The following is a 17,346-nucleotide window of genomic DNA, read 5'->3' as shown; positions in this document are numbered from 1 at the left end:
GTCATTTCCAGTGGAATGAGTTGGACATCAGCTGCCATTGATCGACATTGTCGGCGCCCTTGGGCGCGTAAAGCTCCAGCGTGACGAGCTTGCCGTTCTTGAAATAGAGGTAGCGTTCGTCTTCGAGACGAACCTGCCTGTTGGTCACGGCGTTCGGTTCGGAATTGGAGGTATAGACGATGCGGATCGCCGGACCAGCGGGCAGATTGACCTGCTTGACCGCGGTCACCCGTACCGCCCGTTCGCTGGCTTCCAGCTTCGGAACATAGTCCGCCTTGGCGCTTTCAACGGTGGGCGCGGTATCCGCCTTGGCCACCGAGACGACGACACCGTCGAGCTTGTCTATGAAGCTCGCGCCATCGGCGCGGTCGGACCGCGCCCATCCTTCCGGCACCTTCATGGTGAAGCCTTCCGGCGAGGCATAATCGATGAAGACCTGGCTGTCGGGGATGTCGCCGGGCGGGTTCTTTTCGGCGGGAACAGCCTTTTCGGCGGCGGCTGCCGGGCCGACGGCGGGGCCGGGGAGCAGGCCTCCGGCGGCCAGGTATGCGGCGAGCGACAGGGCAGGCAGGAACCGGGTAACTTTCTGACGAAAAACGATCATGTCATACTGCCTTTCGATGGATCGACATGTGCACCACTATGCCGCGCCAAACTTACGGTGAGGTCGCCTCATTCATACGGATTGGTAAGCTGCAAAACGCCTTGCTTCAGGCGCCTGGCGGCCTCGCCGCCGGGAAGCTGACCACGACCGCCAGGCCGGGATGTCTGTCTTCGAGCGAAATGGTCGCGCCATGCAGGTCGGCTATCGCCCGCACCAGACTTAAGCCGAGGCCGCTGCCGGGCGTCGAGCGGCTCGAATCCAGCCGGTAAAGCCGCTGAAAGACTTTTTCGCGCTCCTCCGCCGGTATGCCGGGGCCATTGTCGTACACATTGGCCAGGATGCGGTCGCCTTGCGGGGTTACCGACAATTCGATGGCCGTGCCTCGGGGGCAGTGCCGCAACGCGTTCTCCACGAGGTTGGCGACCATCTGCATCAGCAGTTCCCGATCGCCGTGGATAAGCCATTCCGCTTCTGGGACGATCTCTGCCGACAGCGACTTTCCGTCATCGTCGGCGACATCGGCATAGATTTCGCCCATGGTTTCGACGACGTCGCCGAGGTCCAATTCGACGAACCGGGCCTTGCGTGCGCCCGCCTCGATCTGCGCGATGCGCAGCAGCGCGTCGAAGGTCTCGTTGATTTGCACGCTCTCGGCACGCGCGTCAGCCAGTTCGCTGGAAACATCCTCGCCCGACGCGGTCTTGTCGGCGGCGGATTCCAGGATCATTTGCAGCCGGTTGAGCGGCGTCTTCAGATCATGCGCGATGTTGGCGCTGACCTCCCGCATGCCGTCGACCAGCGCCGACAGGCGATCAAGCGCGGCGTTCACTTGGCCAGAGACGGCATCGATGTCGTCGCCATTGCCGATCAGCGGGATGCGGGCGTCGAGCCGCCCATGCGAGACGTCGACCATGGTGGAAGCGATGCCGTCGAGGCGGCGCTGGACGCGCGATGCGAGCACGGCGCCACCGGCGATCGCAAGGCCCAGGATGAAGAGCGTTCCCCAACCGAAGCTCATCAGCACGATGGTTTCCAGTTCCTCGGTTTCCGACAGCGAGAAGGCGACCGTCAAACTGTTGCCGCCAACCTCACCCGAATAGGCGCGGTACATGGTATCGGATGGCACGCCCGGCAGCCTCGCGGCAAACATCGAAAAGCCGTCGGGCAGGTTGGAGGCGGCGAAATTGCCCGCCAGATGATTGCCTTTGGCGTCGGTCAGCGAAAATAGCTGTTCTTTGCCTGCGCTGAGCCGTGCATGGTCGTTGACCGTGGAGATGAGATCCTCCTGGTCACTTTCGGCATAAGTCACGGCCACGACCGAATAGGTTTCCTTGATCGATTCATCCAACCGTCTTGCGAGGTCGCTGCTCATCAGGCGATAGACGATGGAGCCGGAGAGGATGAAGGCCAGCACGAACAGGAAGGCGAAGGCCAACGCCAGCCTGAACGGCGTGCTGCTCAGCAGGCTGGCGCGCATCCTGCTCATGCCTCAGCTATGGCCTGCGGCAATTCCGAACGGAAAACCGCCGCGCATTTTTCCTGAGATTGCTCAGACTGCATGCAGGCTGTAGCCGGTGTTGCGCACGGTGTGGATGAGCGGCACCTCGAACGGCTTGTCGACCTTGGCCCGCAGCCGGCTGATATGGGTTTCGACGACGCTGGTCTTGGGCTCGAAATGGAAGTCCCAGACGCGCTCCAGAAGCATGGTGCGGGTGATGACGCGGCCTTCGCCGCGCATCAGCACTTCGAGCAGGCTGAACTCCCGCGGCTGCAGGTCGATCGTCTGGCCCTGCCTGGTCACCCGGCGCATGATCAGGTCCATCTCGAGATCGGCGACCCGCAACGCCGTCTTCTGCTCCTGCGCTGCCGGCCGGCGGCCAAGCGCGTTGATGCGGGCGAGCAGTTCGGAAAAGGCGAATGGCTTGACCAGATAGTCGTCCCCGCCGGCCTCCAAGCCCTCGACCCGGTCGTCGACACCGCCGATGGAGGTCAGGAATATCGCCGGCGTGCGTACGCCCGCGGCGCGCGCCGCCTTGATCATGGACAGGCCGTCGAGTCCGGGGATCATACGGTCGGCGATGATCACGTCATAGGCATCGCGGGTCGCGGCAAAGAGCCCGTCATGACCATTGCGCAGGAGATCGCAGACATGGCCGGCTTCGGTCAGCCCGCGGACGACATAGGCGGCGGTTCTTGGTTCATCCTCGACAAGTAAAAGGCGCATCGTTGCGTGCCCATATAATATCGAAATGCAAGCGCCGGTGGTGGCGCTGCCCAGAAAAGCTCACGAACCGAAAAAACCCAACGCCGGCTCCATGTTCTCGAAACTCTGGTCCATTTCATAGGTGCCAATAATCGGAATGGCGATATGACCAAAGCGGATCGAGAGCTGCGCCTCTGACTTCTCCTCGCCGGCGTGCGCGATCGCGGCCGTGTAGAGGGCCGCCGCCAGGCCACTTCTGTCGGATCCCGCCTGGCAATGGATCAGCAATGGCTTGGGTGCCGATTTCATCAACGCTATCAGGGCAAGCGACTGCTGCCGGGTCAATGTCGTGCGCGCCGACATGGCGAAGTCGATATGGCGGATGCCGAGTTGCTTGGCCACGCGCACCTCGGCGTCGTACCATTCCTGGCCGGGGGCGGCGCCGCGCAGATTGACAATCGCCGCGATGTGCTCGTCGCGGCGATAGCCGGCGATCTCATCGGCCGTCGGCTGCGCTGAACGATAGGCCTGGCCCTCGACAATAACATGGAAATTATCGTTCAGATGGGTGGCCGCAAGCGCGCCGCCGGCGCATGCGAACACGCCGAGCGCCGCTGCCGTCCAGACCCTGATGCGCCGCGATGCCCTCACCGATTGGATTCCTCGTTGCCGTCTGCTCTTACGCCATAGTTAGTCGTTTTCGATCAGGATTTCATCGGCCTCATCGCTACCCTTCTTCAGCGTCATGTAAAGCACCAACGCAATGATGCAGCCGAGGAAGACCAGACTGGTGAAAGTGGTTCCGAAGCCCATGCCGCCATATTCGACCGGCTGCGAAAGCAGGTCGCCGAACGAGGCACCGAGCGGCCGGGTCAGGATATAGGCAAGCCAGAAGGCAAGGACACCGTTCAGGCCGAGAAAATAATAGGCAAGGGCGATCAGCGCGATCACGCCGCCGAAGATCAGCCCGGTGGTGAGATAGCCCATGTCTAAGCGCTCGGCCACCAGGTCGCCGGCCGCGGTGCCGAGCGAGAAGGTAAACAGGATCGCCAGCCAGTAGAAGACCTCGCGCCTGGTGGTGAAGATGGTGTGGATCGACAGCGTCTTCTCGCTGCCGTACCAGACCGCGAAGGTCAAGGCGAGCAGGATGGAAAACACAATCGTCGTTGTCTCCAGCCGCACGCCGAAATTGTCGACGAGATTGTCGGTGACCAGGGTGCCGACAATGCTGATCAGCACCACCGCCAGCCAGTAGGCCCAGGGCACATAGCGCTTCTGCGCGAACTGAACAACCAGCGCGACGATCAGCACGCCGGTCATGATCAGCGAAGTGACGGTGAGGCCGAGCCCGAGATTGACAGCCAGATAGTCGGCCGCCGTCTCCCCCATGGTGACCGCCATGACCTTGATCAGCCAGAAATCGATGGTGACGTCCGGAACCCGGTTGAGTGCCGGCGCGACGGGCTTGTCGGCCAGTGAGGTCATGGCGATATCCATTCGGGTCTGTGCGGGAATTACTTGCCGAGAATCTTCATCGCCTGGGCAAAGAAGCCGTCGGCGCGCTTGTCGTCGTCGGCGTTGCAGCGCTCAATGCCTTTGGTCTCCAGTTCGGACACCTTGTTCTTGTCGGCATCGCCGAGTTTCGCCGTGGCTTCGGCGACGCGCAGATCTTTCAGCACGGTCTCGCAAGGCGTCGGTGCGGCAATGGCCGATGAGAGCGGATTGGCCACGGCAATCGTGGCTATCGCCAGGGGAAGGGCAAATCTGGTCATGGTTCAATGTCCCGTCTTGAGCCGGAGTCCGGCTGCACCTATCCAAGCCGCCTCAAATCTCGTGTGGCGGCGAAGAGAAGGTTAGGCGGGGCAATTCACCTCAGCCTGTCCGCCGCCTTACAAATTGGTAAGAAAGACCGAAAATGAAGCCTGGCCCTCGCCATGAGCCGGCAGACGGGCTAGTGGAGAAACGTCACGTCCCCATGCCTCCCGATGGCCGCCGGAGCAGCAAAAGAATGGCCTACACATCCCTCAAATCGGCGCCGAAGCCCTTTGACCAGCACAAGCGCCTGATCCTCGTCCAGGTCGCAGCCGTGGCGGCCATTGTCCTGCTGCTGTTTACGGAGCCGTTTCTCACAGAAGGCTCGGACGGGCATGAATATATGGAGCTGGCCGGCTTCATCCTCGTGCTCGCCTGCTTCCTTGGCCGGCTGTGGAGCATTCTTTATGTCGGCGGCAGGAAGAATGGCGAGCTGATCGTCTCCGGCCCGTTTTCGGTGACACAGAACCCGCTCTATTTTTTCTCGACCGTTGGCGCGGTCGGCATCGGACTGATGTTCGGGTCAGTGCTGGCGGCCGCGTTCCTGGGTGCCGTGAGCTTCTTCGTGTTCCGCTTCACCGCGCGCAAGGAGGCCGAATTCCTGCTCGGTAAGTTCGGCGCCGCCTACACGGCTTATGCTGAGCGGACGCCCCGGTTCTGGCCGAACCCGGCGCTTTATACGGATCAGGACGAATGGTCTTTTTCCACCCGCGCGTTGAAGAGCACGTTTTATGACGGGCTCTATTTTTTGGCTCTGTTCCCGCTCATCGAAACGGTCGAGCATTTCAGGCTGAGCGGCGTGCTGCCGACGCTCTTCACAGTCTACTGATCAGCGCTGCCTGTCGCGCGCGGCGCGGCGGGCGCTGTCCAGAAGGATCGCCAGGCAGCCGATCAGAAGCAGGCAGCCGCCGATGAGCGGCGGCAAAGCCAGCAATTTCACCGCTGCGGTGACCAGGGCGATCAGGGTCAGCGCCAGCAGCGCCAAATTGCCGTCGTCGACGAACATGCCGACGAGTTCCTTCAGCACGAGACCAATGACGTTCATCAGGCGGCTCCTTCAGCCGGCGCGGTATGGATAGCGCGCAGCCAGCGCACGATGGCCAGGGACGCCAACGCAACGATTGCGAAAATGACAAGTAGCGCGAGATCGGCGCCGGGCCAGTCGGCGCCAAGACCTTCGCCGGTCCAGAAGATGCCGAAGCTGGTCAGCATCAGGCCGACGACGAATTTAAGCGCGTTCTCCGGCACCTGCGCCAACGGCCGGTGCACGGCGAGACCGATCAGCATCACCAGTACGAAGGCGGCCAGCGCGCCCGTGCCGGCGTAGAACGTCTGGCCGTGGGCGGCACCGACGGCAATGACGATGAACACCACTTCGACGCCCTCGAGCAAAACCGCCTTGAACGACGCCAGACCCGCCAGATAGTCGGCCCGGCGCTCGCCGGCCTGGCGGCTGAGCGCGGCCGTTTCCTTGGAGAAGGCTGCCGCCTCGTCATGCAAGGCGATGACGCCGACGCTGCGCAGGATGGCTTTGCGCAGCCAGCGCATGCCGAACAGGATCAACAGCACGCCGACGACGAATTGCAGGACGGTGATAGGCACCAGTGCCAGCAGCGGACCGAAGGCCAGGACCAGCGCCGCCAGAGCGGCCAGCGCCAGCGCCGCGCCGGTCAACGCCGGCCGCCAGCTGCGCGTCACGCCGACCGCGAGCACGATGGTGAAGGCTTCGACGACCTCGACGAAGGACGCCAGGAACGAAGCGGTGACGGTGGAGAGTATCGGCGTCAGGCCATGCATGAAGATACCTTGTGTTCGAGAATCGCTAGTGGGTCAGGACGATACAGCGCTCCGGCGGCAGGGAGAAAGCGAGCGACGAGCCGACCGGCGGCGCCTCCGGCCAGTCGAGCCTTACGCGCTGCCGTCCGAGTTCCACCGCCAGCCGCCAGCAACGGCCCTGGAAGGCGCTCGACAGCACCCGGCCCTGCAGCCGATTTGCGGGATGGGCTTCGGCCGGCCGGGCATCTTCGGGGCGTACCACCAGCATGCCCTCGCCGGACCGGGCGCCGGGCGTGCGCAGGCTTTCGGCATCGCTGTCGCGCAGCCTGAACAGCCCGTCCTGGACCACGCCGGGCACCACCGAGAAGCCACCGATGAAACCGGCGACGAAAGAATCGGCCGGCGCTTCGTAGATCGCGCGCGGCGTGTCGAACTGGGCAATGCGACCGTCGCGCATCACCGCGATGCGATCGGAAACTGCCATCGCCTCGGCCTGGTCATGCGTGACGTAGATCACGGTGGCGGTCTCGCGGCGCACCAATTCCATCATCTCGATGCGCATGTCCTCGCGCAGTGCAGCGTCCAGATTGCTGAGCGGCTCATCGAACAGCATCAGCGCCGGTCGGGCGGCGAGGCAGCGGGCGATGGCGACGCGCTGCTGCTGGCCGCCCGAGAGTTCGGCCGGATAGCGATCGCAATAGGGCGCAAGGCGTGTGACCTCCAGGGCATGTCCAAGGCGCGCCGCGACGTCGCGCTCGGACAGACGCTGCGACTGCAGGCCGAAGGCCAGATTTCCGGCCACCGTCATATGCGGCCAGAGAGCATAGTCCTGGAACACCATGCCGATCCGCCGCTTTTCCGGCGGCACTACCGTTCTCTCACTCCAGACGATGCGATTGTCGAGGGTGATGGTGCCGCGTTCCGGATCGACCAGCCCGGCGATGCTGCGCAGCAGCGTGGTCTTGCCGGAGCCGCTCGGACCCAGAAGCGACACCACCTCGCCGGCGCTGATTGCCAGATCGAGGTCGCTCAGCACGGCGCGGCCGCCGAGCGATTTGCAGATGCCGGCGCAATTGAGCGAAGCGGTCATGGCAGTTTTTCCAAGGCAACCTCGCGGCGGCCGTGTGCACGACGCCGTCCCGGTCCGACGAACCGGTTCAGCGGGTACCATATCAGGGCCGCCGTACCTCCGGCGACCGTCATCGCGACCAGGGCGATCGCACAGGCCAGCCCGTCGCGGTCATGGCTGAACAGTTTCAGGATCAGCGTCGGCGCCGGCGGGCCGCTTTGCGGGATGAGCATCTGCGACATCGGCAATTCGAACACCGTGCGGATGAAGGTCAGCAGGAAAGCGGTGACGACACTGAGCACAATCAGCGGCAAGGTGACCGACAGCAAACGCCGCAGCGCGCCGACGCCATGCAGTCGCGCGGCGTCGGTCAGGCTGGGCGCCAGCTGGCCGATGGCCGACAGGATGACCACGAGACAGTAGGGAAGTGCCGCCGCCACATAGCCCATGACCAGCAGCGAGCCGTCGCCATAGTGCGGGAACGGCCAGTCGCGGAACCCCGGCAGCCGGTTCCAGACCAGGATGTAGCCGAAGCCGAGCACAATGCCCGGTATGGCGACCGCGCCGAGCGACAGGCCGAGGACCATGGTTCGCATGAACGGGCTCGAACGGCCAAGCTGCGCGGACAAAAGCAGCGCCAGCGTGCTGGCAATGACGGCGGTAAGGCCGGCATAGAACAGGCTGCGCACCAGCCCATCGTTGGCGGCAGTGTTGAGCGTGAGCGCCGCGGCGAGGTTGGCCAAGGTGAAGTTTTCCGGAACTAGACCGTGTCCGAGCGTGCTGGTCAGCGCCCGCGCGGCGATCGCACCAAGCGGCAGGATCAGCGCCAGGAAGACGACTGCGAGCGCGGCCGCCAGGGCGAGCCAGCGCCATCGGCCGAGGTCGTAAAGCCGGGCTGGCTTGGCGCGTCCGGAAATCAGATGCGGATCGGCGCGGCGGCGCAGCAGCCGGTCGACTGCCACGACCAGCAACACGAGAGCGAGCAGCACCAGCGCCTGTGCGCCGGCGGCGGGAAAGTCGACCGGATAATCGCTCGCCGCCGCATAGATGCCGTAGGTCAGGACACCGAAGCTCGACATCCTGGCAATGGTCGAGGCCAGGCCGAAATCCGACAGCACCTCGGCGAAGGTGGCGATGAAGGAGAGTGCGATCGCCGGCGCCAGCAGCGGGCCGTTGACGCGAAGCCAGACCCTGAGCGGACCGGCGCCCGAAAGACGCGCCGCGTCTTCCAGTTCGCTGCCCAAACCCGCCAATGCGCTGCCGATGATGAAAGCCGCCAGCGGAAACAGGCTGAGCGTATGGACGAAGACGAGGCCCGCCAGCCCGAAGAAATCCGCGCCCAGCGCCGGCGGCAGCAGGCCGAGTTGCGCCAGATAGCCGCCCGACGACATCAAAAGCACCCAGGCGAGCGCCTTTAGATAGGACGGCGTCAGGAACACCAGCCAGGGCACGATCGAGATCGCGCCGCGCAACGGGACGTCGCAGCGCTGCACCAGCACCGCAAAAGCGCCGCCGAGCACCGTGGTGGTGAAGGCCGCGAGCACACCGAGCTCGAGCGAATGCAGGACCGAGCCGGCAATGTAGGGTGAGGAAAAAACGCGCTTCAGCGGCTCGAGGCTGAAAACGCTTGCCGCCTCTCCGCCGAAGAGCCCCGGCATGACGGCCTGCAGCAACACGAGCGAAAGCGGCAATCCGATCAGTAGCGCAAATACCGCGTAGACCGCGATCGGACCGCCTTGGCGCAACAGTACGGCCAGGCCGAGGCGTGGCGGCCTGCGGGAGCCAACGCCGCCGGTGAACCCGGCGGCGTTGCGATTGAGCACCATGGTCATCGTCTGAACAGCGCGGTCACTGGACGAAATTGTCCTTGTACCACTGCTTCCATTCGCTCTCATGGGAGGACGCTGTGGCGTCGTTGAGATGCGTGTAGCTGATATTGGTCTCGCGGCCAGGCTTGGCGTTGACGCCCTTGACGATCGGAATGAAGAAGAAGTCGGTGTCGTCGCCATTCTGCATGGCGGCCTGGCCGTCGGCGCTGGTGACGAATTCGATGAACTTGCGTGCCACGTCCATATGCTCGGACTTGGCGCTGATGCCGAGACCTTGCGGCAACGAGACCGAGCCCTCGCTCGGATAGACCGCGATGACCGGCTCGCCCGCAGCGATCTTCGAGAAGATGGCGCTGTCCTGGTTGATGCCGACCGCGGCGTCGCCGGTCAGTACCGCCTTGTTGACCTTTCCGCCGCTGGACAGGCCGGACAGGGACTTGTTGGTCAGCGTCTTGCCGAGCAGCGCCTTGCCGGCGTCGACGCCATTGGTCTGGAAGAAGCCGGCCAGCCACTGATAGGCCGGGCCGGAGAGGTTGGGATCCTTGGCGGCGACGCTGCCGGCGAAGGCCTCGAGGTCGGCCCACGACTTCGGCATCTTGTCGGCCTGCACCTTCTTGGTGTTGACCTCGATGGCCGTGGTGCTGGTGCCGGTCGGCAGGAAGGCATGGCTTTGCGGCACCAGCGACTTACCGAGATCGGTGAAGGCGACCTTGTCAAACTCGTCGGCCGGGATCGGCTGCAGCACATGGTCGGCCGCCATCCGTTCCATGACGGCGGAGCCGTCGAGCCAGACGATGTCGAATTGCGGGTTATTGCCTTCGGCGGCGATCTTGCCCAGCGTCTCGCCGGTGCTGCCGGGCTCGACGACATCGACGGTCAGTCCGGTCTTGGCCTGGAAAGCTTTCGCGACCGGACCGGCGAAGTCGAGCGCATCATAGAGAACAAGGTCGGCGGCCGAAGCCGGTGCGGAAACCGACAGAGCCGTCAAACTCAACGCAAGTCCAAGCGTCGTTCTTATATTCATTTATCTCTCCTGTTTATCTGAGAAAGGCAGAGTAATGGCCAATTTTATATTATCTTGTTATTGCTGACGCTTTTATGTCAACGGCGATTACTTTTTTCGAGTGCCTCGTTTCACCCATGCCTTGTCGATGGCGCCGCGCAAGGTGCTCAGCCTGTCGAGGCTGTCGAACGCGGTTTCGCCCGCCTTCGCGGCCAAGGCGATGATCATCGCCTCGACGAGGACCATGGTGCCGCCATGCGTGGCGAGGTGGTCGGCCTTGCCGCGTGGCACCGGCAGCGTCGCGGCGACCCTGTCGGACACCAGCGGTCCGAGGTTGTCGCTGATCAGCACCACCGGCACGTCGTGCAGGGCGGCCTTGTCGAGCACGATCTCGACCTCGCGATAGAGCGGCGCGTAAGCCATCATCAGCACGGCGTCGCCGCTGGCCAACCAGAGCAGGCGATCGGCGAGCGCCACGCCTGAAACCGAAAGCGCGCTGCTGGGCAGACCGATCCTGTTGAATTGCAGGCTGGCATACTCAGCCATCGCGCCGGACGGGCCGATGCCGAAGATGTGGCGGCGGTTGGCCCGCGCCAGAATGTCGACGCTTCGCGCGAAGGCGGCCTCCATGTCGGGCCGCTTCAGCACTTCCAGCACGCCTTCGTGAAGACCAATGACATGGTGCAGCGCTGACGCGCTGTCGGTGCCCGTCTCCTGCAGCGTGTGGGCCAGCCGCTTGCCCGGCGAGACGGTTCCCGTCAGGTCCGTCAGCAGCATCTGGCGCAGTGCTGCGAGGCTCTCGAACCCCAGCGAGCGCGCGGTGCGGACCACCGTGGCGTCACTGGTGCCGGCGAGCGCCGCAATCTCGGCCGCCGATCCCAGCAGCACCGACTGCTTCTGGCTGACGAAGAAGCGCGCCATGCGCTGCTCGGCCGGTGGCAGGGTTTCGAGAGCGGCCTCGACGCGATCGTCGAAGGTGCTTTGCCGATCTTCGGAATCGTCTGCTGTCATCACGGGTGGCCGCTTAAGAAACTGTCTCGTAGCAACCGCTACGGGGCGGACAATCCGAAATGTTCATTACATCTGTGTGACACGGTGAGGTAAACTGGGTGTTGAACGCGACAGAGTTGCGACAACTCCTGTCAGCAACCACGTTCAGGGCGGGCAGCCCCCACGTCCCACGGCGGCCGCTAGAAGGAGCCAAGCATTTTGGACGAATTACGCTGTCGTTCTATCCCATTCTCCGGAGCGGTCTTCATGATCTACGCACCCTCGGAGTAGCCGTAAGAGCGAAAACGCACGCTCAGGCAGAACGAGAACCGCCCCATCCTCTTGGAAGCATCCTGGTCAAAATTGCATCTCGACGAATGAAATGGTGATAAAGCGCAGCCGAGGCATGCAGACCGGCCGCGATAAGAATGCCATTGGCGCAAAGGGAGTGAAGCTCTCGAATTGTCCGGGCTGTTGATCGATCTGAAGGAAATGGAGCTGGCACTGTGAAGATGCCAAAGAAGCTCAACGCGTCGCCTCTGAGCCAAGTCAAAAGAATACCAAGAACCGGGATCGCGATCAGCAGCGCGTAAAGCACCAGGTGCCCAATCCTGGCCGCAGCTCGCTCAGGAGCCGACATCTCATCGGGAAGGTCCGGTGTCCCCCGAATACCGCGCAACACCACCCTCCAAAGGACGAACCCGGCCAACAAAAGACCAAACGAAATGTGCAGCCGCCAGATGACATCGACGGTTGGGTCGCCGCGGGGCAATAGATCCTCGCCGTAGGTCAGGGTGTAGAGAAAGACGACGAGGGCAAAGAGAGTCCAGTGCAAAAACTTCTGGGCCGAGGTGTAGGTATTAGAGGCCATTACGATGAGGGCTCCTGTTTAAGCCATTCCTTCGGGTCGCTTCTTGGCAGAGTTGTGGCTGCTATATTACGAATCGGTAAGATGTGGCGATGGTTCCAACGTGCGGAGTCTCAGTGCTGTCCTAAACGCTGCATGCCGGTGCGGATCATCACTCCGGCAATACCCACCTCGGCCAAGGCCTTTCGGCGCGAGCTCGACGCCGTCAAAGATTCGGCTGCCGTTGCGCGCGGTTCAGCTTCCTCTTCAAAAATGCGCCATCACCAATCTGCCACGAATTGGTCCACGCAAATTGTCATAGCTGAGACTATCCGGGAGAACTTCCGCTTTTGGTGAATGGCCTCCACTGCTGGAATGACTGACATGAGGCGCGAAGCTGCAATTTGCTATCGGCGAGGCTGGACTCACTCCTTGAATCAACTTTGGCGAACCGCTTCGCAAGAAATTGATCTACAACGATTTTGTTAGTCACTGAGGGTGTATATTTCGGAAGAAAATCAGTGGCTTAATGGATGGTTAGCCAACCCATATCCTTCGTATCGTCTCGTATGGTCTGGCGAACCGGAAAGACCTCCGAATGAGCCCCTTCTAATTTGGTCGCGTCCCCACAGGTGGTGTAGCTCGGCGGTAGCGAAGCCGCTCGCGAGCGCGCCCTCAACAGCGCCGTAGCGAGCGAGCGGCGCAGCGGTGGTCATCGATGTTCTTCCGTTAGGGTCGGGTTGCTGACACCAACCTGATTCGAAGGAAGCCATCGATGACCGACGACATAATGAACCTGCGCGCGCTTGTGGAGAAGACCCCCGACGCCGATCTGTTGCGCGAGATGATCGGCTTTGCCGCCGAGCGGCTGATGGAGCTGGAGGTGGGCGCGGTCACCGGCGCCGCCTATGGCGAGAAGAACCCGCTGCGGACTGCGCAGCGCAATGGCTACCGCGAGCGGGTCTGGGAGACGCGGGCAGGCACCATCGAACTGCGCATCCCCAAGCTGAGGAAGGCTCCTACTTCCCAGGCTTCCTGGAGCCGCGCCGTATGGCCGAGAAGGCGCTGACCGCCGTCATCCAGGAGGCCTATGTCCAGAGCATCTCGACGCGCTCGGTCGACGACCTGGTCAACGCCATGGGCATGAGCGGCATCTCCAAAAGCCAGGTCTCGCGGCTCTGCGAAGAGATCGATGGCAAGGTGAAGGCGTTCCTCGATCGGCCGATCGAGGGCGACTGGCCGTATCTGTGGATCGACGCCACCTACCTGAAGGTCCGCCGCGGCGGACGCATCGTCTCGGTCGCCGTCATCATTGCCGTCGGGGTCAACGCGGACGGCCGGCTCGTGGTGCTGGGCATGGAGATCGGCACCTCCGAGGCCGAGCCGATCTGGACCGAGTTCCTGCGCAAGCTCACCCGGCGTGGCCTCAGAGGCGTCAAGCTCGTCGTCTCCGACGCGCACGAGGGCATCAAGGCGGCCGTCACCAAGGTGCTGTGCGCGACTTGGCAACGCTGCCGAGTCCACTTCATGAGGAACGTGCTGGCCCATGCCGGAAAGAGCGGGCGCCGTGTCGTCTCGGCCTTCATCGCCACCGCCTTCGCCCAGGAAACGCCGGAAGCCGCCAGCACCAATGGCGTGCCGTCGCCGACCAGATCCGGTCCAAGGTGCCCAAGCTCGCCACCATCATGGACGACGCCGAGCCCGATGTGCTGGCCTACATGACCTTCCCAAGGAGCACCGCGCCAAGCTCCATAGCACCAACCCCATCGAGCGCCTCAACGGTGAAATCAAACGTAGGACCGAGGTTGTCGGCATCTTCCCCAACGACGATGCCATCGTCCGCCTCGTCGGCGCATTGTTGCTCGAACAGAATGACGAATGGGCTGTCCAGCGCGCCAGATATATGACGCTGGAAACCGTCAGCCAAATGAGCGATGATCCCCTCATCAGCCTGGCAGCTGTGGCGCGCTGATCATCCGGCCTAGCCGGAGAACGCGGCGATCAAAGCCGCCAGCTACACCACTCCCTGGGACACGATCTTCTAGTTCCTAATCTGTAGGTCACAGGTTCGATTCCTGTCGGGATCCAGGATTAGAACCTGTGATCTCTGCCTTCGGAGAACATCGCCTCCATCGCCAAAATTGAAAAATTTCGACTAAGCCGCGTGCCGCCGGTAGTAGAAAAACGCCTCTTCGATAGTGGGTCTCGCGATGTAGCGCTCTCCCGCTACCACCATTCCCCCCACTCCTTTGGTGCCGTGGGGGAAGGCACCCTCGCCCAAGAGTGCCGTTAATCGCCCAGCGATTTCGACTTCGACGCTGCCGATCCTCGATGGATCTCGAAACACCGTGACGGTTTCGACCAGGTCACGCATTGCCTCTGCACATTCGGAATCGCCAGAAGCAATGCCCTTGGCAAGCCAGGACTGAAGTTGGTTCAGTTGCTCCTCGTAGCGGGCAAGCACCGCAGGGTGCAGCGCGATTACTCCGGTCGCAGCGGGTACCTGATCCAGCTCTGCCAAGATGCACTTGCGCTCTTCATTCAGTGTTGTCGATTGCGGACCGAGTACAGCTGGGTCGGCGTGGCCTTTGGCAATGGCGTTGACCAGCCGCTCGATCTCCCGAGTTAGCTCTTCAAGCCGTCGCTCCAAACGGCTGCGGCTGGCATCTGTGTCGGCTGCCAAGCGCTTCCGTTCTTCGTGGTAGGTCTGGACGTACTGGGCAATCACCTCGGGATGGCGCAACTCGGCGGAAAGGCCGTTCAGAACTGCAGCTTCGACCGTATCCAAATAAAAGGTCTTGGGATCGGCGCATGTTCCGCTTTCAGTCGCGGCGGAACAGCGGATGCGAATGCGCTTGGACTTGTCCACGCCCTTTGACGACATTCCCGCACCGCAGGCACCGCAACGCAGGAGCCCAGTCAGCATGTGCCGTGGTCGGCGTTGATGGCTTGGATGGATGGTTGCACGCGCCTTCTTGCGTGCTTGTGCTGCGTCAAACAGGTCGAACGAAACAATGGCGAGGTCCGGTACTGCGACCACTCGCCATTCGCCTCTGGGATTCGGACGCGAGACACGTTTCCCCGTATCAGGATCCTTGATCATTCTGACCCTGTTCCAGACCAAGCGGCCAGCATAAAGCTCATTGTGAAGCAGCCCCGTCCCTCTCTGCACATTTCCATTGATAGTAGATGCATTCCAGGCTCGGCCACGGGGCGGTGGTATGCGGTCGCCATTAAGTTTGTGGGCGATATCGCGCGGGGTCTGTCCATCGACATACTCTCTGAAGATACGACGCACGATCTCCGCTTCGTCCTCGGCGATTAACCGCTTTCCAGGGTCGCCGAGCACATAAGAGTAGCCATAGGTTAATCCACCGGCATGGAGTCCCTTGTTGACTCGGCCTGCCTGGCCCCGACGGACCTTATGAGCGATGTCCTCCCGGTAGAGTTGGCCAACAAGACCGCGTAGGCCGACCAAGACCGTGTTCACTACGCCTTCGTGAACGGCACGAATCTCGATGCCGAGAAATGAAAGGCGTTTGTGAATGCCGGCAAGGTCTTCCATGTCGCGCGAGAGCCGATCAAGTGCCTCTACGACGAGCACGTCGAATTCGTGCTCACGCGCTTTGTCCATGAGGTGAAGGAGACCGTCACGGCCCAGGACGGAGCCACCGGAGCGTGCTCTATCGTCAAACGTTGCGACAACGTTCAACCCCTCACGCTCTGCATATGCACGGCATAAAGCGAGCTGATCGTCTATCGATCGCTCATTCTGGAGGTCGGTTGAGAAGCGTGCGTAGATCGCGGTCCGATTCATGGTGAGTTTTCTCGGCCTGTTCTCGCGCATGGTCTTCGCGGGCCGCTTGGCGAGCGAGAGCGCTTGCAAGGCGCAGAATCGCCCGGTCGGGGCCCTTGCGCAAGACCCGCTTGCTGGACTTCAGCACCATTGCAGGAACAGTTTGCGACAGGACAAAAATGGCGGGGAGCAAAATACCCCGAACGATCGCGATCGCTGCCGGCCAGCAAGTTTGCCAAGAAAACGTAGCTCCTCCATGTCTCGCAAGATGTGCTCATGCGCGAGACGAGGGAATTCGCCACAATGGGCGCTCGCAGAAAGGGATAGCAAGGCGTGCTATTCGGACAAACTTCGCCCTGATCCGATACTCCGGTACAAACCTGTCGTAACAAAAAACCCGCGTTAGCACTGAGTCGCGTTGGTTGAACAAACACGGCGGACCGAGGGACTTCTATCGTGAGCTGATGCCAACGACAGGCGCTCCCCCCAAGACCAGATCAGAGGCCTGCTTTTCCAGACGGACCAGATCGGTCGCTGTTTCCTGATAGAGTCTACAGTCCGCCTGGACGACGGTTCGCTCAGGCCGTTCAAGCGGTAGGCTTCCCGCGATTTCCTTCAAGTCGGCAAGGACCGAAGCAATATGCGGCCAGGGAAAATCTGTTGGATCGTCGATGTCACGATCTGCGCCAGCGATGATTTCGAGCTTGGCGACGATGCCAAGAAGCGACCGCGCTTGTATATGGGGAAGTTTGTCTTGAAGCTTCAAGGCAGCTGTCGTGGCCTCGACTTCCGCTTGGCAGGCGATCGAGTAAGCGACCTGCTTGTCCAACGCTTCCGAGCCTCTAGCATCGAGATAACGCCTCTCTAGACGCTGTTGAAGACGGCAGAGGACTTGAGAAACATGCTGCGCCCGCAACCAATCTCGGAGCAATAGAATCGGGGGGTCTGCATCCGGCAACCGGTTCGACGCCGTGTCCATGCCAGTCGCGACGAAAGGCATAGTCGTGCTATGGTCGGAATCAGCCATGATCCGAGCTCCGCAAAGCGTGGGCGTGGTTAGACTGTCGGCAGTGGATGAACCACTTCCAGCCGTCGTTTCCTAAAACAAGCATATTTGCACTTTTTGTGCAACAGGGCATTTGAACAATGAAGGTAAGTGCGGCCCAGATTCGTGCGGCTCGTGGGCTTCTCGACATTTCTCAACAGGAACTGGCGGATCTATCCAAGGTAAGTTTGAGGACGATCGTGCAGTTCGAACGTGGTTCGAAACCAGCATCTGAATCAATCCTGCAAGCGCTGAAGCTATCGCTCGAAGCAGCCGGAATAGAATTCATTCCAGAGAATGGCAGTGGCCCTGGTGTGCGCTTGTCACGCGGTACCGCGAACACTTAGAGGAAGGCGGCATCTAGAGGTGCCT

17 protein-coding genes and 1 pseudogene are annotated in these 17,346 nt (G+C 62.0%); 3 read left to right on the top strand and 15 right to left on the bottom strand.

The features are described 5' to 3' along the window. Position 1 precedes the first annotated feature (1 nt). The 6 genes from FJ936_RS09430 to FJ936_RS09405 all read right to left on the bottom strand — a co-directional run bounded on the left by FJ936_RS09430 (position 2) and on the right by FJ936_RS09405 (position 4,579). A complete protein-coding gene (locus FJ936_RS09430; protein WP_141906466.1) occupies positions 2–604 on the bottom strand; it encodes a hypothetical protein in 603 nt (200 codons plus the stop codon). Between the two features lie 106 nt (positions 605–710). Next, positions 711–2,090, bottom strand: a complete 1,380-nt coding sequence (locus FJ936_RS09425; protein ID WP_141906465.1) for an ATP-binding protein — start codon at positions 2,088–2,090, stop codon at positions 711–713. A gap of 63 nt (positions 2,091–2,153) precedes the next feature. Then, positions 2,154–2,828, bottom strand: a complete 675-nt coding sequence (locus tag FJ936_RS09420) for a winged helix-turn-helix domain-containing protein (RefSeq protein WP_141906464.1) — start codon at positions 2,826–2,828, stop codon at positions 2,154–2,156. A 60-nt stretch (positions 2,829–2,888) separates the two neighbouring features. Further along, positions 2,889–3,458: a tyrosine-protein phosphatase gene (locus tag FJ936_RS09415; protein ID WP_246680437.1), complete on the bottom strand. Its 570-nt coding sequence runs from the start codon at positions 3,456–3,458 to the stop codon at positions 2,889–2,891. Between the two features lie 39 nt (positions 3,459–3,497). Next, the gene (locus tag FJ936_RS09410; protein WP_141906463.1) at positions 3,498–4,292 is read right to left on the bottom strand and encodes a hypothetical protein; all 795 of its coding nucleotides are present in this window, start codon (positions 4,290–4,292) and stop codon (positions 3,498–3,500) included. Positions 4,293–4,321: 29 nt separating this feature from the next. Beyond that, the gene (locus FJ936_RS09405) at positions 4,322–4,579 is read right to left on the bottom strand and encodes a hypothetical protein (protein WP_141906462.1); all 258 of its coding nucleotides are present in this window, start codon (positions 4,577–4,579) and stop codon (positions 4,322–4,324) included. A gap of 236 nt (positions 4,580–4,815) precedes the next feature. Between FJ936_RS09405 and FJ936_RS09400 the strand changes: the two genes are divergently transcribed. Then, positions 4,816–5,448 carry an isoprenylcysteine carboxylmethyltransferase family protein gene (locus tag FJ936_RS09400; protein WP_141906461.1) on the top strand — a complete coding sequence of 211 codons (633 nt, stop codon included), beginning with the start codon at positions 4,816–4,818 and terminating at the stop codon, positions 5,446–5,448. Here the strand turns inward: FJ936_RS09400 and FJ936_RS09395 are convergent, their stop codons facing one another. From FJ936_RS09395 to FJ936_RS09365, 7 genes are all read right to left on the bottom strand, one after another. Next, positions 5,449–5,664, bottom strand: a complete 216-nt coding sequence (locus FJ936_RS09395) for a hypothetical protein (protein WP_141906460.1) — start codon at positions 5,662–5,664, stop codon at positions 5,449–5,451. Next, positions 5,664–6,416, bottom strand: coding sequence for a COG4280 domain-containing protein (locus tag FJ936_RS09390; protein WP_141906459.1), 753 nt, complete (start codon positions 6,414–6,416; stop codon positions 5,664–5,666). The genes FJ936_RS09395 and FJ936_RS09390 overlap by 1 nt, the downstream gene beginning before the upstream one ends. Before the next feature lie 25 nt (positions 6,417–6,441). Then, positions 6,442–7,485, bottom strand: a complete 1,044-nt coding sequence (locus FJ936_RS09385; protein WP_181763119.1) for an ABC transporter ATP-binding protein — start codon at positions 7,483–7,485, stop codon at positions 6,442–6,444. Beyond that, positions 7,482–9,290, bottom strand: a complete 1,809-nt coding sequence (locus FJ936_RS09380; protein WP_181763118.1) for an iron ABC transporter permease — start codon at positions 9,288–9,290, stop codon at positions 7,482–7,484. Before FJ936_RS09380 ends, FJ936_RS09385 begins: the two co-directional genes overlap by 4 nt. A 22-nt stretch (positions 9,291–9,312) precedes the next feature. Beyond that, complete coding sequence (locus FJ936_RS09375; RefSeq protein ID WP_141906456.1) at positions 9,313–10,317, bottom strand: extracellular solute-binding protein; 1,005 nt, start codon at positions 10,315–10,317, stop codon at positions 9,313–9,315. An 87-nt stretch (positions 10,318–10,404) separates the two neighbouring features. Further along, positions 10,405–11,307 (bottom strand): MurR/RpiR family transcriptional regulator, encoded by a 903-nt coding sequence (locus FJ936_RS09370; protein WP_141906455.1) that lies wholly within the window; start codon positions 11,305–11,307, stop codon positions 10,405–10,407. A 292-nt stretch (positions 11,308–11,599) separates the two neighbouring features. Further along, positions 11,600–12,157, bottom strand: a complete 558-nt coding sequence (locus FJ936_RS09365) for a cytochrome b (RefSeq protein ID WP_141906454.1) — start codon at positions 12,155–12,157, stop codon at positions 11,600–11,602. 751 nt (positions 12,158–12,908) lie between these two features. On the opposite strand from FJ936_RS09365, the pseudogene FJ936_RS09355 reads away from it, so the two are divergent. Next, positions 12,909–14,105: pseudogene (locus FJ936_RS09355) on the top strand (IS256 family transposase). 183 nt (positions 14,106–14,288) lie between these two features. Here FJ936_RS09355 and FJ936_RS09350 read toward each other — a convergent pair. Beyond that, positions 14,289–16,019 (bottom strand): recombinase family protein, encoded by a 1,731-nt coding sequence (locus FJ936_RS09350; protein WP_348643155.1) that lies wholly within the window; start codon positions 16,017–16,019, stop codon positions 14,289–14,291. 361 nt (positions 16,020–16,380) lie between these two features. Beyond that, on the bottom strand, positions 16,381–16,956 hold the full coding sequence (locus tag FJ936_RS09345) for a hypothetical protein (RefSeq protein ID WP_141906452.1): 576 nt from the start codon (positions 16,954–16,956) through the stop codon (positions 16,381–16,383). Between the two features lie 119 nt (positions 16,957–17,075). Here FJ936_RS09345 and FJ936_RS09340 point away from each other — a divergent pair, with 119 nt between their 5' ends. Then, the gene (locus tag FJ936_RS09340) at positions 17,076–17,321 is read left to right on the top strand and encodes a helix-turn-helix transcriptional regulator (RefSeq protein ID WP_141906451.1); all 246 of its coding nucleotides are present in this window, start codon (positions 17,076–17,078) and stop codon (positions 17,319–17,321) included. Positions 17,322–17,346: the final 25 nt, after the last annotated feature.

It is taken from the genome of Mesorhizobium sp. B2-4-13 (genome assembly GCF_006658535.1).
In the GTDB taxonomy this organism is placed as follows: Bacteria; Pseudomonadota; Alphaproteobacteria; order Rhizobiales; family Rhizobiaceae; genus Mesorhizobium; species Mesorhizobium australicum.
Note: the sequence above shows the minus strand (reverse complement) of the source record. Positions and strands in the feature narration are given on the sequence as shown.